14 protein-coding genes and 1 pseudogene are annotated in these 16,052 nt (G+C 41.9%); 1 reads left to right on the top strand and 14 read right to left on the bottom strand.

Annotated features, from left to right (window positions below):
* Positions 1-188: 188 nt before the first annotated feature.
* The 6 genes and pseudogenes from FYJ57_RS10795 to FYJ57_RS10775 form a co-directional block, all read right to left on the bottom strand.
* Entirely contained in the window at positions 189-1,067 is an 879-nt protein-coding gene (locus tag FYJ57_RS10795) for an IS3 family transposase (protein WP_328597472.1), read from the bottom strand.
* A 41-nt stretch (positions 1,068-1,108) separates the two neighbouring features.
* Positions 1,109-1,402: a transposase gene (locus tag FYJ57_RS10790; protein ID WP_055218533.1), complete on the bottom strand. Its 294-nt coding sequence runs from the start codon at positions 1,400-1,402 to the stop codon at positions 1,109-1,111.
* A gap of 63 nt (positions 1,403-1,465) precedes the next feature.
* Positions 1,466-2,341 carry a nucleoside-diphosphate sugar epimerase/dehydratase gene (locus FYJ57_RS10785; protein WP_154432639.1) on the bottom strand — a complete coding sequence of 292 codons (876 nt, stop codon included), beginning with the start codon at positions 2,339-2,341 and terminating at the stop codon, positions 1,466-1,468.
* Between the two features lie 180 nt (positions 2,342-2,521).
* A complete protein-coding gene (locus FYJ57_RS15505; RefSeq protein WP_235904553.1) occupies positions 2,522-2,815 on the bottom strand; it encodes a hypothetical protein in 294 nt (97 codons plus the stop codon).
* Positions 2,816-2,884: 69 nt separating this feature from the next.
* Positions 2,885-2,995 (bottom strand): annotated as a pseudogene (locus FYJ57_RS16560) (hypothetical protein); the annotation flags it as partial.
* Positions 2,996-3,036: 41 nt separating this feature from the next.
* Positions 3,037-4,791 (bottom strand): AMP-binding protein, encoded by a 1,755-nt coding sequence (locus FYJ57_RS10775; protein WP_154432638.1) that lies wholly within the window; start codon positions 4,789-4,791, stop codon positions 3,037-3,039.
* A 305-nt stretch (positions 4,792-5,096) separates the two neighbouring features.
* Between FYJ57_RS10775 and FYJ57_RS10770 the strand changes: the two genes are divergently transcribed.
* Positions 5,097-6,638 carry an S-layer homology domain-containing protein gene (locus FYJ57_RS10770; protein WP_154432637.1) on the top strand — a complete coding sequence of 514 codons (1,542 nt, stop codon included), beginning with the start codon at positions 5,097-5,099 and terminating at the stop codon, positions 6,636-6,638.
* A gap of 56 nt (positions 6,639-6,694) precedes the next feature.
* On the opposite strand, the gene FYJ57_RS10765 is transcribed toward FYJ57_RS10770, so the two are convergent.
* The 8 genes from FYJ57_RS10765 to wecB form a co-directional block, all read right to left on the bottom strand.
* Positions 6,695-7,969 (bottom strand): lipopolysaccharide biosynthesis protein, encoded by a 1,275-nt coding sequence (locus FYJ57_RS10765; protein ID WP_328597471.1) that lies wholly within the window; start codon positions 7,967-7,969, stop codon positions 6,695-6,697.
* A 263-nt stretch (positions 7,970-8,232) separates the two neighbouring features.
* Positions 8,233-9,384 carry a polysaccharide pyruvyl transferase family protein gene (locus FYJ57_RS10760; protein WP_154432635.1) on the bottom strand — a complete coding sequence of 384 codons (1,152 nt, stop codon included), beginning with the start codon at positions 9,382-9,384 and terminating at the stop codon, positions 8,233-8,235.
* A 25-nt stretch (positions 9,385-9,409) separates the two neighbouring features.
* Positions 9,410-10,426: a stealth family protein gene (locus tag FYJ57_RS10755; protein WP_154432634.1), complete on the bottom strand. Its 1,017-nt coding sequence runs from the start codon at positions 10,424-10,426 to the stop codon at positions 9,410-9,412.
* A gap of 27 nt (positions 10,427-10,453) precedes the next feature.
* A complete protein-coding gene (locus tag FYJ57_RS10750; protein ID WP_154432633.1) occupies positions 10,454-11,482 on the bottom strand; it encodes a stealth family protein in 1,029 nt (342 codons plus the stop codon).
* Between the two features lie 4 nt (positions 11,483-11,486).
* Positions 11,487-12,764: a hypothetical protein gene (locus FYJ57_RS10745; protein ID WP_154432632.1), complete on the bottom strand. Its 1,278-nt coding sequence runs from the start codon at positions 12,762-12,764 to the stop codon at positions 11,487-11,489.
* On the bottom strand, positions 12,765-13,808 hold the full coding sequence (locus FYJ57_RS10740) for a glycosyltransferase family 2 protein (protein WP_205839959.1): 1,044 nt from the start codon (positions 13,806-13,808) through the stop codon (positions 12,765-12,767).
* Positions 13,789-14,910 (bottom strand): glycosyltransferase family 4 protein, encoded by a 1,122-nt coding sequence (locus tag FYJ57_RS10735; protein WP_154432630.1) that lies wholly within the window; start codon positions 14,908-14,910, stop codon positions 13,789-13,791. Before FYJ57_RS10735 ends, FYJ57_RS10740 begins: the two co-directional genes overlap by 20 nt.
* Before the next feature lie 2 nt (positions 14,911-14,912).
* Positions 14,913-16,016, bottom strand: coding sequence for a non-hydrolyzing UDP-N-acetylglucosamine 2-epimerase (gene wecB, locus FYJ57_RS10730; protein WP_205839958.1), 1,104 nt, complete (start codon positions 16,014-16,016; stop codon positions 14,913-14,915).
* Positions 16,017-16,052: the final 36 nt, after the last annotated feature.

Raw genomic sequence — 16,052 nt, 5'->3', positions numbered from 1 at the left:
GTCGGCAACTGCGTTTGGTTATAGGCTTCTCTGCGAAATTTTCGGAGCCAATAATAATAAGCTTTTTCTTTGATGCCATTCTCCTCAAGCCATTGTTTTGCCGACATACCGACGGGTCTTCCTTGGCTGATCCTATGTCAAGAAAAAGTACAAATTAAGAATGACTTTTTTCCATCTTGCCAGCATACTTAGCCGGCAAGTTTTTGCTCCAGTTCTAATAGTTTATTCCTGTATTGTTTTTCATACTCATCAGGCGAAAGATATCCACAATGACTATGAATCCTTACTGTATTATAAAATGTCTCTATGTACTCAAAAACAAGGCGGTATGCATGTTTATAATCAAATATTTTAAAGCGGTTCAGCCATTCTCGTTTTAATAGTGAATGAAAGGATTCTATGCATGCATTATCCCATGGGTATGCTTTCTTTGAGTAACTGTTTATCATTCCTTCTGTTACTTTCTGGAATGCCTGGGATACGAATTGTATACCTCTGTCACTATGAAACACAAGCGGCGAGGTGACATTTCGCATCTGCTTCGCTTTGTTTACACATTCTACTACATGGATTGCTTCAAGACTCTGACTGAGTACCCATGCTATGATTTTCCTTGAGTAAAGATCCATTATGCTTGTCAGATACACAAATCCATTGTATGTCCATATATACGTGATATCAGATACCCATACAGCGTCCGGCCTTGAAGGATTAAACTGCTCATCAAGGATATTTTGCAGTTCACTGCTGAAATCAGAATCGATTGTTGTTACTGTATATGGTTTTACCCATTGCGCTTTGATCCCCATTTGGCGCATATAATTACCTACCGTTTTTTCAGCAATAGATTCCCCCTGCCTGTGCAGCATTTCTGTGATCTTGGGTGCACCATAGTTCTGATGCGATCCATCATAGATCTGTTTGATAGCATCCTTGATATGATCACGATGCTTTTCAGAAACCGATGGGACACGTTGCTTCCATGCACGGTATCCAGAGCGTGAAACACCTAATATTTTCAGTACCCCGCTAACAGAAACCCGGTGTTTCTGTGGCAGTTCTGCCACCTCTGTGGTGTATTCTGAAGTGGCAGTATAAATAGCTTCTGTTATTTTCCCAGGATACCGATTGCTTTTTTTAATATTTCAAGGGCATCCTTAGTATCTCGCAGTTCTCTTTTAAGACGGGCAATTTCTTTGGCTTCATCACTGGAATAATTACCTGTTCCGCGTGTGGGGACAGAACCTTCATTTTCTCTGGCTGCCTTCATCCAGTTTTTTAATGCAGACTCGCTGATCCCAAGGTTCTCAGCAGCTTTTTGAACGGTCAGTTCAGGATGATCTTTTCTGTAACGGACAGCATCCTCTTTGAATTGTTTTGAATATTGTGTACCTTTTGCCATAATGTTCTTCCTCCATATATTAATTTTATATCATCTATTGGAAGAAGTCATCTTTACTTTGTACTATTTATATACTACCACCACCCCCGCAATATCCATCATCCGCTTCGCCACCATCTGGTAAAATGTGGCCGTCTTGATACTGGTCGTCAGCACTGCACATCCGCTCATATTATGTACAATGGGATTCGGAAGCTGTCCCTGCCCCAGATCCATATTAATATTGATATGAACCGTAATACCCATCTCCAGCAAATCTTCTGTAATGGTCAGACGTTCCTGATTATTACCGTCAATATTGAGAAAAACCTCATCAACAACCTCTTTTTTCAGATACTGAAAAAGCTCATCCATATCAGCCACAACAGAAATATTGTTAATGACATCCCCCTTCATCTGGCGGTCATAAACAACCACACCTGTTATTTTATATTCTTTATACCACTCTGACTGCAGTCTCCTGATACATGCCTCCAATCCGGCATATTCGCTGATCACCAGAAGATGCGTCCTCTCCTTACTATTGACCATTCTGCCGCGGACCACCCGTTTCCAGATCAAATGCGCACCATAAGTCAGGAGCGTATTGATTATCAGGAGATATCCAAATACCAGTCTGGAATATTTGGGCTGGGATTTTGTAATAAACATAAAAGTAAAAGCGGCCGCCAGCACAATGGCATTCTGTATCAGAACACACTTCAGCTCCACCAGATAGCCTCTCCTGAGAATGTCATTATAATTATTCCCCTGCAGTGCTACCATGACCTGTAAAAGGATGAGTACGCCAAGCATAGTCAGAAAAGCTGCATTCGCCCTCAGGGAATGCCAGCCATCCCGAATGATGGTAGCCGCTATATATGAAATGATCAGCATGAGAATATCCAATATAAGAAAATCCATATGCTTGATAATACTTTTCTGCTGTTTACGATACATATCTATCCCCGCCTGTAAAATTATCCGATATTTCTGTCTAAATATTAGCACATTTTCACATAAAAATATACAGTAAATGAAAAAGAAAATCCTGCGCTGCGTGCATGTAACTAATTAAAAAAGACCGGGCGTTAAAGTTAATGATATAGCAACATTAACGCTCGATCCTTCTACACTTTTCTAATTATTCCACAGCTTTTCAATCTTCGGAGCAACAAGATACATCTGGGCCTCAACATTCGTCATAGCTTTTACATCTGCAACCTGCGGTGCAACATAGTAACAATAGCTTGCACCGTTTTCCACTGCTGCATCCACATAAATTGTCTTGTCTTTAACAACTGCGATGCAGACAAAATTGCTTTCTCCGAATGCCTTGCGGTAAATTCTGTACTCCCTGGCCTCTTTTACGTCAGTCCATGTAACTTCAATACCATCAGTCACATTATCAAGCCCAATTGTTGTGTGTATCACTGACTGGATCTCTGACCATGCTGAATAATAAGTCCTGGACCCGAATGAATTGAAGGCACGCACTTTAATATAATAGCGTTCTCCTTCTTTAAGTCCGCCTATTACTTTCTGTGGATTCTGAGTTGACGGAATATCAATAGATCTGCCGCCCTGGAACTCACTGTTTGTACTGTAACAAATCTGATATCCAGATGCCCTGTCATTCTGTGTCCATGCTACTGTCAGCCTTCCGTTTCCTTTTTCAGCCAGTCTTTCACGATGGCTGCCGTCAGCTCTTTTCTGTTAGTCTTGAAATGGAAATATGGTCTTTCCTTAATAACAGTAATTTCAGCCGGATATTCATGTTTCTCCAGAGCTGCGAGAATATTCGGTCTTACTTCATCCAGCGTCCTGCCCTCATCCAGAATCACAAACAAATACGGTACAAAATAGCCCTCATGATCCGGATCCGGTACGTTGCAGAAGAAACCGTCCTTTACCCCGTCCGCTTCCACTACCCGACTCTCCATTCTCATTATAAACAGATAACCGCCACCAAAACGTTCTGTAAATCCACGTCCGAGGACATGAACAATACCTTGTTCAGTAATATACCCAATATCACCTGTATGCAGCCATTTCTCGCCATCCGGATGCACAATCAGCGTCTGCTCCGTTTTCTCTTCGCCCATGTATCCGCTGTAACCAAGCATCATTCCCGGGCCCTTCATACAGATTTCGCCTATTTCTCCGTAATCTTTTTCTTTCAGCGTCTCGGAGTCAAACGCAGCAAGAACAGTCGCCGGCAATGGCATACCTACACAGCCATCCTTCAGCGGAAACAGTGGATTTGGCAGTGTAAAGCATGACCCGCCTTCACTCTGACCATATCCGGCACTTATGGTCTGCATACAGTTATGTCTGTGGAAGAATTCTTCCGCTTCACGATATTTTCTTTCACTCATCTGCTCTGCACCCGGTCCGATGCTTCTCAGATGCGACATATCATAGTCTTCCGGAATCCTGCTGCTCTTCATCATGATATCGCACATCATCGGAATCATGGCCCAGTAATTCGGCTTCAGCTCCATAAATCTAATATCAATATCATCGATCGGACAGAATGGATCAAAAATGACTCTCAGGCCAGCTGACCATGGAAAGATGGTCATTGCAACTGTTACTGCCACAAGTGCCGGCGTTAATCCCGAAATCCACCAGGTTTCCTGTGTATCAGATGGCTGTACAAAAATAGACATCTGATAGGCAACTGCTGACATACTGGCACCTGAATGAATGACCAATTTTGAAATACCTGTTGAGCCACTGGTATAGGCGCCAAATAATGGTCTGGAAAAATCAGCTGCTACAGCATAATCACCAACAAAATTTCTTCCCAGATCCATAAATTCATCCCACGTAAGATCGCCCTCTGTCATCCCTGTCTCAGCCGGATAGCGAGACTCAATCTCCTTAATAATATAATCCGGAATACTGCTCTTATCTGCATAATCATAAGGAGAAACCTTAATCATACGGGTCATCGGCGTCGTCGTTCGGAATAATTTTTCATCCTCTTTTGAAAGATAATCATGTACAAAAGCTGTTGATGCCTTTGATTTACGAATGGCAAAACAAAGCTCTTCCGGTATATCATCACGGCAGATCAACGCAGCGCCAATCCTCTCAGCTGCTAAAAGCAGAATGTAATGTGACGGAACCCCCTGTAAAAACACAGGAATTCTGTCTCCTTCTTTAAAACCGATAACTTTCAGGGCTTTTGCGGCAATTTCTACTTCCTGCCAGAATTCTTTCCATGTAAAGCTATTTCCATAATACTCGAATGCATCTTTACTTTCATCCGGATTTTTCATCTTCAGAAAAGCTTCCAATGTCATTTTAGGAACTTTCAGATTTTGAAATGCCTCCGGATAAAACTTAAGCCACGGTTTATCAACACTCGCTTTTCCTGTAAGTTCTGCAGTACTTGAATTCATGATTATTACCTACTCTTTCGTATATTTTAAACATAACATAAACAGAAAACAGCATCATTATACTTCTACCAAAATTTACTGTCAATGTCCTCATCCCCAAATTAAGAAGATTCACAATGATTCAATTTTAGCATAATTTTGTCAACATGTCAACCTTTAACACTTGACAGTTGCATATAAGAAAATTCGTTTGATATTTTAACTTTCCTCTGTATCGTCTTAGTGCTATAATAATCAAAGAAGGATGACCTGGTTCATCCGATTTTAAACTATATTACTATTCATTTATCAAGGAAGTACAAATTATGAAAACACTCAAAAATTTTTTTGCAGTATTAATGACATCCGTTTTCCTATTATCGGCATGGACTTGCCCTGCTATGGCCAATGAAACGGAAACAGCCCCAGCAGCATCTGAAACCATCAACCTGACAGAACATTATATAAACCCACTGTATGAGGAAGTTATAGATGTCTCTGATCTGAACATTCCTTCTGAAAACAGTATCTCGGCCTATGAAGCCACCGAATACTACGACTCCGTCAGTGAAGCAGGCGCCGACTTCCGGCTGCAGATGAAACAGCGTCTGGAAACTATTGAAGTGGGTCTCCTGACAGATGACGCTGAAACTGATACATTGAAAAGCCTGTGCAAAAGCATTGCCAGCGAGGCCCTGATCCATACCGGTGATCCGACCGAGGGAGATTATCTGTTCTGGCAGTATGGCGGATGGCATTGCAATATGACCGGTTATTCAGAAAATGACCTCTACTATATAACCTTTACCTACACCATGACTTACTATACAACAGCTGAACAGGAAGATGAGTTGAATGTCGTTCTTGCAGATGTGATGAACGGACTGTCTCTTGACAATAAAACAGATTATGAAAAAATGAAGAGTATCTATACATATATCTGTGATAATGTCACCTATGATTATGACAATCTTAATGATGATGATTATACATTAAAATATACAGCCTATGCTGCCCTGATCAATAAAACGGCCGTCTGCCAGGGCTATGCCGTCCTTCTTTACCGCATGGCTCTTGAAACAGGCATAGACGCAAGGGTTATTGCCGGTGAGGGCAACGGAGGTGCTCACGGATGGAATATCGCCAGGATGGATGACTATTATTATAACCTCGATGCCACATGGGATGCCGGTGAAACCACCTACGACTACTTCCTCCGATGTGAAGACAATTTCACCGGACATGTCCGATATGACGACTATGCTACAGAAGAATTTTACAACAGCTACCCAATGGGAACAGAAGACTATCAGCCATCCAAGGACAATCCTCCAACAGAAAATCCATTTACAGATGTCAATGAAAATGATTACTATTATGATGCTGTCCTCTGGGCATACCAAAACGGAATTGTCAATGGTATAGACGAAGCTCATTTTGGTCCTTCCAGGCCATGCACCCGTGCACAATCAACTGCTTTTCTCTGGAGGGCCAATAACGAACCTGAGCCGGTAACCACAGAAAATCCGTTTGAGGATGTCGATCCTTCCGATTACTATTATAAAGCTGTTTTATGGGCCTATAAAAACGGTATAACAACCGGAAAAGATGAAATCCATTTCCAGCCAGGTAATACAGTCACAAGAAAAGAATTCGTGACCTTCCTCTGGCGATCAGCCGGCGAACCGGAACCGGAGATGACAGAAAATCCGTTTGTAGATGTACCTGACGGCCAATACTATACTAAAGCCGTCCTCTGGGCCTATGAAAATGAAATAACAAAAGGGAAAGATGAAACCCATTTCCAACCGAATAATCAATGTATACGTGCACAGGTCGTATCTTTCCTTTACAGATTTTTTAATTAAGTCCTATTAGAAAAAAACAAAACGGGAGGCGGATATTAAACGCCTCCTGTTTCATTTCATACAGATGACTTTTTCTTTAATATTAGCTCTACTTTACTCAATAAATATCTGAATTCTTTACTCCGTCCATAGATCAGTAAATAAATACCATTAACCACAATGACACACAGGATACCTTTAATAACAATATCTGGCCAGGTTGCTCCCTGCCACATCAGGGTGAACCGCTGAACTATTGCTGTACTCACTATGATCAGTATCATTGTCGACAGACAATTCCTGAAATAAGGCAATGGCGATTTATGAAAACCATGCCGATATAAAAGCCACGCATCATACCACCAGGTTGTCACCATACGGCTAATGATAGAACCGAGAAATACGCCCGCCAGGCCAATATTTTTCACCAGAATAATAGAAATTCCCAAATTGAGTACAGCAGTCATCACCGCCCGGTATTTGCCTTTAACGAATAACCCACTGGCATCTTTATAGATCTGCACCACATTCTGTACATAATTGGTAGCAAAATTAGCAACAATAATGATCACCACCGGATAATCCAGAAGGTATTCTCCACCGAAGCACAGCTGGATAAAAGGCTGCAGCAGTACAGCAAAACACACGGAGCAAAAAGCCACCAGCCAACTATTAGCCAGATTCAGAGAGCGAAACATGAACTCATTGCGTTCCCTGCTCTCCAGCACATAAAAATTGCCAAGGCTTGAAGTAAAGGCCTGAAATATCCCCTTCAGCAACTTCTGAACGACCTGAATAATCATATAATAATTATCATAAAGCCCTACCGCGATCACACTGATATTTGCAGAGATGATTAGGTTGTCCGTCGCTGTTCCAATAACACTGCTGATACGGTACAGAGACATGGCATAGACCCGTGCAAAAACATCCCGACGCCGCTGCCTGGAAAGCTTCTCGGACGGCCCCTTCAGATACGGATATTTCCGATCCACAATGAAGGCCACTACCATATTCTGCATAATATTATAGACAATGACCGCCGCTGTATAGGCAAAAAAGGAATGCCATACAAATAAAATAACGATCTGCACCGCATTCATGACAATCTGGAGAATATACATCACTACATCTACGATATATTTCTTCTGATCGGCCGTCAGCAATATTGCCTTATAGGCAAAAAACAGATAGGAAACCACGGTCTGTGCCAAATACAGAAAATAATACAGATAAATATTGATAACTTCTGTTGATCCGGTCATCAGATGCGGCAAAAAAGGCATCAGGCATAACCCCAGACCAAGTACCGCAATTCCAATCCAACGATAAGCTTTCTTAAAAAAAGCCATCAGTGACTTGACAGCCTCCGTATCATTTTCAGCCAGCGGCTTATACAGGCTATAAGTAATGGCTGACCCGAGTCCAAGCTCCGATAGGCTCAAAATTGTCAGTATGTTGGCATACAAGCTGGATATGCCCAGATATTCCTTCCCTAAAGTGTAGATGAAGACCATTCTGCATATCCATCGCAATACATTTGTCAGCAGCTGCCCGCCGATAGATGCCGTTATATTTAAAAGAGAATTTTTAGTCCTGCTCATATTGCCAGCTCTCACTTGATATCTTTACAAATTGCCTGATACAGCAGATTATCTGCATATCTCTTCTGTTTCTCAATCAAAGATCGATCATATCCTTCCTTCTCAGCCCTGTCCAGCCGAAGAATGACCTCCTTCGGATCCTGTTTAATAGTCATACACCGTTCGCAATGACCGATCTTCTCAAAATAAAATCTGAGTTTTAGGTCCCACACCAGTGCAATAGACGGAACATCCAAAGCAGCAGCAATAATATGACTATGCAGGCGAAAGGAGACAATGCTTTTGAATTGTCCGATCAGTTTCACCAGTTCCTGCGGACGTTCCGGAGCAGGCATACAATATTGCTCCCATGGTCCGTCAAGTTCAGGCAGCTTCGAAAGTACATACCTGACAAAAATCATATCATCCTGAGAACCATTGACAAATATCTTCCATGCCTTTCCTTCCTTTTCAAACTGACGGATCAGCCGCACCCAGAAACCGGCCGCCTGATTGGAATCAATACTGTTGGTATACATCATACCAAGTCCCGTCACATCTGCGTTTTTATCTTTTTCGATACCATAGATATCTGCACACCAAAGGGCAAAATCAAAGGTTTCTTCCACCTTTTTCCCATCATTGGCATAAAACCTCTGAACAAGATTCGCATCATCTCTGCAGGATATCAGCCTGACATACGGATTTGCCAAAGTATCTGAAAAACGCCGCCTGATGATTTTACTGTATGCCGGTCCTGTTCCGCAGGCATTCAGGTAAACAGGGATTCCCTTTTTTGAAAGCCTGCAGATGTAAGCATCCAGGAAAAGAAAATAACGATCCATAAAAAGCTGCCCTCCGGCAACTATAGCAATATCATATTCCTCTTTACAGACATCTTCAATATGCGTCAGACACTGCTTCAGCCGGTATTCCTCATGAACCAAAACCTTATCCCAGCCAATCCGCGCTGCCATTCTCCTCAGCTTCTCCTTCTGTGTTCTCCGCCGCAATTCCGGATAGACAGATACCTCAAGTACTCTAAATTCACTCCTGTCCAGGATATCCTTTATAACAATCTCTGCATCAGGAAAATGTTCTTTTAATCTTGCTGCTGTACATTCACACAGAACTCCGTCCCCCAAATTGGCCGAATAATATACTCCCAACACCAGTATTTTCATCCACCGTTACCTCGTCTATTGTCTATTATTTCTCAAAAGAAGATTTTTCCGGTAATACAGCATCAAACGCATCATTCAGTGCTTTCCTGGCCATCTCAAAATCTATTTTCTCCGCATCATTAAAGCAGATTGCCTTATATTTCTGATGACGTATTGCATCACATAATTCATCCAAACACGCTCCATTCTGAAATAACCTTCCAAATTTTCGCTTGTTATACGGATAAAATTCGCCTGTCATCAACTGCCAGAACTTAAACACACACTGACTTACATCCTGACTGTCACGGAATTTATGAGAACAAGTCTCCGATAGCCAGTCAGGATCCGTCTCCCACACTTTTTCCAGCGTCTTTTTCAGGTATGCCTGCGGCAAATGATGCGTATTCAACCCAAACATTTTATTGTCATTCAGACTTCCCAATATCAGATTTTTTATTAACGCATGCGGATCTCTCAAATTAAACCACTTATCTTTATGCATTCTCCTGCACTGTTTCCTGTCAAAATGTTCATTGACAAACAAAATATCGTTTGCCCGTACACCATTCATCGGTGTTCTCCATGAATAAGTCAATGGTGTCTCCTCCAAACTGTCACATGGAAGGCCATTCACAAAAAAATCTGTCTCCTGTACAGGTGCAGTCAAATAAAAATCATCATTAAAGTATACAAAATGCTCACTCAGACCTTCAATCCTGTGAAGATTCAGTTCAATAGGATGAGAACTAAAGGTCGGCAGATATTGTTCAGGTATATAATCCTGATGACGAACAAAATGCAGCTTCGGCGCATCCATATTCAACCATTTCGGGACATGACCACAGGTCACAAAATATACCTGATTGACCCATGGTGCATATTTTTCAACTGCTCTGAACCAGTATCTCAATGTATCCCATTCCCTGTAACGTACCATACTTGCATCCACCTGAAGTGTAGTATCCCCCGGGTTCGCATATTTATTTTTTTCCTTCTGCCACTCCAAATCACTGCCGTCTACCCAGGCAATGACAAAATCTATTTTTTGTTCTCTGATCATTACAGCCTCTTTTCATTTATTCAAAATCTATAACTCATAAGACGATTTCTCCGGCAATACCTTTTCAAAGGCTTCGATGACTCTCTTTTTGGCCTGTTCAAAATCCGCAGCATCTGCATCATTTATACAAATTGCCTTATATTTCTGCTTTTGAATTGCCTCACATATCTCATCCAATTTTGTGTCCACTGGAAGCGCTTTCCCGAACTTCCGCTTATCGTACGGATAGAACTGCCCCGTCATCAACTGCCAGAATTTAAATACATGCTGACTGATATCACGACTATCCCGAAAACGGTGACTGCATGTTTCATGCATCCATTCAGGCTCATTTTCCCAAACTGCTTTTAATGTCTCTTTACAGTATGCCTGAGGCAGATGGTGAATAGCCATACCAAAGAAATATTTATTTTTCAGGCATCCAGTCAGAATATTTTTTGCCGTTGAATGAGGAGTTTTCAGCGAATACCATTTTTCTTTGTTCTCATGTCGGCAGCGATGCCTGTCAAAATGCCTGTTCATAAAAACAATATCATTGATACGGATACTATTATACAGTTCACACCTTGGAAACTCAACCGGTTCCTCTTCAATACAGTCACACGGCAATCCTCCAACAAAAAAATCTTTTTTCTCTACAGGAGCCGTCAAAAAGAAATCATCATTAAAATAGACGAAATGTTCACTTAAATCTTCTATTCTATGCAAATTTAACTCAATTGGATGTGAGCTAAAAGTTGGAAGATATTCTGCCGGAATATAATCCTTATGATGCACCAAATGTAATTTAGGCGCTTCCACATTCAGCCAATCCGGTTTTTGCCCACAGGTTACAAAATGAACCTTATTCACCCATGGGGCATATTTCTCTACCGCCCGAAACCAGTATTTCAGATTATCCCAATCCCTGTATCTTACATTTCCTGCATCAATATCTCTACTCGTCTCTTCATTCAGCATACCCAGGTAATGCTTTTTTTCTTTTTGCCACGCCGGATCATTACCATCCACCCATATAATGACAAAATCTATTTTTTCTGATTCTCCACGCATCATTCACTCACTCTCTTCGATACCTATCTGCTCCCTTTAGTCCCATGCGCTTTACATTTTTATTCGCTACCGCTGATCCTGCCAGAACTGGCCATATCATATAGGCACATTCCATCCTCATTGAAGAATTATACCATATACTGATAACTGCAATGACACACATTACAATAACTATTCCATGAATAATGGCCCCTTCCTGATCTTCCCTACGTCTTTTCCCCGCGTTAAAAAGGACAGCTGCAAGAATACCTATATAGGATAACAGCCCCGCATAACCCGATTCCAGAAAAAGCACCTGATGCATAAACCATCTATAATTATACTGACCATATTCTTTATAAAATGAACTCTGTAAAAATGAAAAGGATGAATACTCGCAGTTGCCAAATCCCATTCCGAACAGGTTAAGTAGCCAATCTCCACGAAAGAACAGTTGATTAATATTGGAAAAGGCATGAAAACGACTCAAATAATATCCCCCATCTTCACTGGAAGCATAAGCAACTAATTTTTTCGGATCCATCAGCACTTTAAAGTGCTCCGGAGCAACCACCAATAATGCTATCAATCCCACGACAATTGACGCAATCCCAAAAATCAGCAACGTCCTTATCCGTTTTTCTTTTCTGTTCATCAACATGGCAATTGCCATAATAACGACAATTTCTATAAAAAGAATCTTCAATTCTGCAAGTCCTGCAATCAGCATCGTACTCAGCAGTATATACAGCATGTATCCCGTAGATGCCTTTTCCTTCAGATATTTATAAATGACGTAACTCAGAATAATACAGAGATAGACATTAAGATATGCATTACATCCTTTTGAGATTCCAAACATACCTCCCAGATAATCTCTTGTTTTGCCAAGGATAAAATATTCGAACAGGCATAAGGCCAGATTTAGATGCTGGAACCAACAGAACATTTCAAGAATACGTATAATATCTTCCCGATCCAAAATACAGATACATACAATATAAAACGCAAAAAAGCGATAGGTATTTCGAACTGCCCACAGAATCAGCAGCAACGAACCTCCATTGATTACCAGTCCCGGAATCAGCATCAAACTGTAAAAAAACATGGCAATGACAATACTCATCGTCCCTGTTCGCTGCAATGTCGGCCTGATTGCCTTCATACAGCTGAACAGAATCAGAAGAAGGATAATGTCATTGATATATCGTACAGCCGATGGCACTCCCAGAAAATCTACCAGCAAATTATCAAATAAAACCAATATCATGAAGATAAAGATCAGTGCTTTATTATGTTTCTCCATTTATGCTTTTCTCCTGTTTTTCAATGATTTCATCAGCCTGTAGCTGTCATACATAACTGCCGCCAGCTTATGCCGCATCAGAAAACAGATACATCCCGTTCTTACAGAATGAATCAACCTGTGGTTATCTCTCAGATATCTCTGAAGCTTCTCATCCTGTAACAGTTCTCTGATTGCTGCAACTGATTCCGTTCTGCTGTGATAATCTCCGCACTCATTGACTATACATGCATATATGCAATCAATATAGAAATTCTTCAGTCTTATTCTCACGTCTTTATCATTCATGTCCAGACTACAGCAGTACGTATGAAACAGTTTTTTCTTCCGGGAAACCATATTCTGCCGATAAGACATGGTGATAGAGCCCTCCCGCGTATCATAACAATAAAAACTTTTATCACTCACATAAATGGATGACGCTGCCTGCGATGCCTGCAGTACAAAAAGATAATCTTCATTTAAAATCTCACGTACAGAAATAAAGCGTATTCCCTGCTTCATAATCAATTCCCGCCTGTATAGACTGGACCAGGGCGATAGGCTCCTTGTTTTCTTATAATCAAGAATTCCTTCATTACTAATTATGTCCATTTGAATTTCCCGAATAGAAACGCCTTCATACAATCCTGTCTCATAGGGCATTTTCTTTTCAGCAACAATTCTTCCATTCAAAACTTTTTTAAAACCAAAACGGATCATATCCGGATGACAGGCATCTACAATTGATATCATATATGTGTATATACCCGCTTCAATCCAGTCATCGCTGTCAACAAAACTGATATACTCTCCTACCGCGGCTGCCATTCCTGTATTCCTGGCATCATGTGGTCCCATATTTTCCTGATGAATGACCCGGACTCTCCCGTCCTTGCGCGCATATTCATCACATATAACCCCACTGCTGTCTGACGAGCCATCATCCACAAGAATAATTTCAAGCTCCCTATAATCCTGACCAATCACACTGTCCACACAGCGTCTCAGATAAGCCTCCACATTATACACAGGAATTATCACACTAATTCGTGGCTCCGTCATTTTCTCTTCCCCCATCAGCGACCGAACGAATAATTGTCTCAATTCTACCAAAAAACAGTGTTTCATTAAAGTTCTGTACCGCCAGACTTCTTGCCTGTCCGCTATACCTCAGCCATTTTTCCTTCTGCTCCGTAATATCCTCTATGGCCGACGCAATCTCTGCCGGTGCATGCGGCGACACTAGATGCCCGCTGACACCTTCTCTGACTGCATCCCGAATACTTCCCACATCTGTACTGACAACCGGCACCCCATAGCTCAATGCCTCCAGAATAGCAACCGGCAATCCTTCATTATAGGACGGCAATATCAGACATTGACTGTTCCGCAGCAGTTCCTTTTTAGATTGACCATCGACCCAGCCGGCAAATTCTACATATTCCTCTAAATGAAGTCTTCTGCACTGTGCCTGCAGTGCCGCCATCTCATCTCCTGTCCCGCCTACTATAAGTCGGATATTCCTGAGACGCAGCGTCCCTCTGTTATTCAGAATCTCCATCGCATCCAGCAGATCCTGAACACCCTTCCTTGGAATCAATACTCCCAAATAAAGAAGCTGAATCGACCGATCATTCCATGATGCCATTTCATCCGGTATAGCAACCGCATTCTGAATCACTTCAATGGATGCTTCCGGTGCTATTTTCCTGATAAATTGATGCCAGTATTCTCCCAAAACAATGACACGGCTGCTTCCCTCCAGCAGTTCACAGATTCTTCTCTTCCGTTTGACATCCGCATTGTCATAGTACTGCCGGAACTCTGAACCGTGCATATGCAGAATAACTTTCTTCCCGAAAAAATACGCCAGTTTGTAAATCAGATATTTTCTGGAAAAGCTTCCTTTATAGGACATATGCAGATATAAAATATCTGTTTTTCCATTTTGAAAAATCAGAGAAAGCAACAGCTGCAGATAGCTTTTTGCAAAAAGCAGACATCGTTTTACAGCCGATCCGGACATATGTGTTGCCATATACCGTATCTCTATGCCCGTTCCCCAGTTATGCTGAAGCTGCTGCCTGACAACACTGCTCATTCCTCCTTTTACAGAGGGACGGGATCCCATCATACATACACGAATCTTCTGTCTGTCAGCCATAGTTAAAACTCCTGTTCCAAAATATCTGCAATTCTGATACAGGCCATACCATCTCCATATGGATTGCTGGCTCTGCTCATTTTCTCATATTCTTCAGGGTCATCTAATAATCTGGTAAAATGACTGTATATGGTTTCTTCATCAGTGCCTGTCAGCCTGAGCGTTCCTGCCTCGACTCCTTCCGGACGTTCCGTCGTGTCCCTCATAACCAGGACCGGCTTTCCGAGAGATGGTGCCTCCTCCTGAATACCTCCTGAATCCGTCAGAATAATATGGCTCCTGGCCATAAAATTATGAAAATCCAGAACATCCAGCGGCTCGATGATATGCAGACGGTTCTCCCCTTCAAACACTACCGCTGCTGTCTCTCTGACGAGAGGATTCATATGGATTGGATAGATTGCCTTCACATCCGGATGCTCATCCAGCACACGTCGGATAGCAGAAAACATATGCTGCATCGGTCTGCCGAGATTTTCCCTGCGATGCGCCGTGATCAGCACCAACCGGCTGCCGGCGGCCCATTCCAGTTCAGGATGGCTGTAATCCTCCCTTATTGTCGTCTTCAAAGCATCAATCACTGTATTTCCTGTTACATATATTTTGTCAGGTCTTTTTCCCTCCGAAAGCAGATTGTTTCTGGCCATCTCAGTCGGCGCAAAATTAAATCGGCTGATAATACTGACTGCCTGTCTGTTGAACTCCTCCGGATAGGGGCTTGCCAGATCGTAAGTCCGCAGTCCGGCCTCAACATGCCCAACTGGGATATTCAGATAAAAACATGCCAGCGATGTGGCAAAAGTTGTACTGGTATCACCGTGAACCAATACAACATCCGGTACTTCCAATTCCAGAACCTCTTTGATTTTTTCAAGAATATTCACTGTAATACTGAAGAGACTCTGTTTATCTTTCATAATGGACAGATCATAATCCGGATCCACACCGAATGTTTCAAGTACCTGATCCAGCATCTGCCTGTGCTGTCCCGTCACACAGACACGTGTATCAAATACAGAACTTCTGCTTTTCAGCTCATTCACCAATGGGCACATTTTGATTGCTTCCGGCCGTGTACCAAATACCAACATAACTTTTTTCTTCATAACTGTTTCTTCCAATCCTTTAGCAGAAAATACTGC

This window comes from Oliverpabstia intestinalis, assembly GCF_009696065.1.
GTDB lineage: Bacteria > Bacillota > Clostridia > Lachnospirales > Lachnospiraceae > Oliverpabstia > Oliverpabstia intestinalis.
Note: the sequence above shows the minus strand (reverse complement) of the source record. Positions and strands in the feature narration are given on the sequence as shown.

What these genes read in the sequence shown, in the direction of transcription:
- FYJ57_RS10790 (WP_055218533.1), bottom strand. Translation starts at nt 1,402, where the DNA reads ATGGCAAAAGGTACACAATATTCAAAACAATTCAAAGAGGATGCTGTC.
- FYJ57_RS10785 (WP_154432639.1), bottom strand. Translation starts at nt 2,341, where the DNA reads ATGTATCGTAAACAGCAGAAAAGTATTATCAAGCATATGGATTTTCTT.
- FYJ57_RS10775 (WP_154432638.1), bottom strand. Translation starts at nt 4,791, where the DNA reads ATGAATTCAAGTACTGCAGAACTTACAGGAAAAGCGAGTGTTGATAAA.
- FYJ57_RS10770 (WP_154432637.1), top strand. Translation starts at nt 5,097, where the DNA reads ATGAAAACACTCAAAAATTTTTTTGCAGTATTAATGACATCCGTTTTC.
- FYJ57_RS10765 (WP_328597471.1), bottom strand. Translation starts at nt 7,969, where the DNA reads ATGGCTTTTTTTAAGAAAGCTTATCGTTGGATTGGAATTGCGGTACTT.
- FYJ57_RS10760 (WP_154432635.1), bottom strand. Translation starts at nt 9,384, where the DNA reads ATGAAAATACTGGTGTTGGGAGTATATTATTCGGCCAATTTGGGGGAC.
- FYJ57_RS10755 (WP_154432634.1), bottom strand. Translation starts at nt 10,426, where the DNA reads ATGATCAGAGAACAAAAAATAGATTTTGTCATTGCCTGGGTAGACGGC.
- FYJ57_RS10750 (WP_154432633.1), bottom strand. Translation starts at nt 11,482, where the DNA reads ATGATGCGTGGAGAATCAGAAAAAATAGATTTTGTCATTATATGGGTG.
- FYJ57_RS10745 (WP_154432632.1), bottom strand. Translation starts at nt 12,764, where the DNA reads ATGGAGAAACATAATAAAGCACTGATCTTTATCTTCATGATATTGGTT.
- FYJ57_RS10740 (WP_205839959.1), bottom strand. Translation starts at nt 13,808, where the DNA reads ATGACGGAGCCACGAATTAGTGTGATAATTCCTGTGTATAATGTGGAG.
- FYJ57_RS10735 (WP_154432630.1), bottom strand. Translation starts at nt 14,910, where the DNA reads ATGGCTGACAGACAGAAGATTCGTGTATGTATGATGGGATCCCGTCCC.
- wecB (WP_205839958.1), bottom strand. Translation starts at nt 16,016, where the DNA reads ATGAAGAAAAAAGTTATGTTGGTATTTGGTACACGGCCGGAAGCAATC.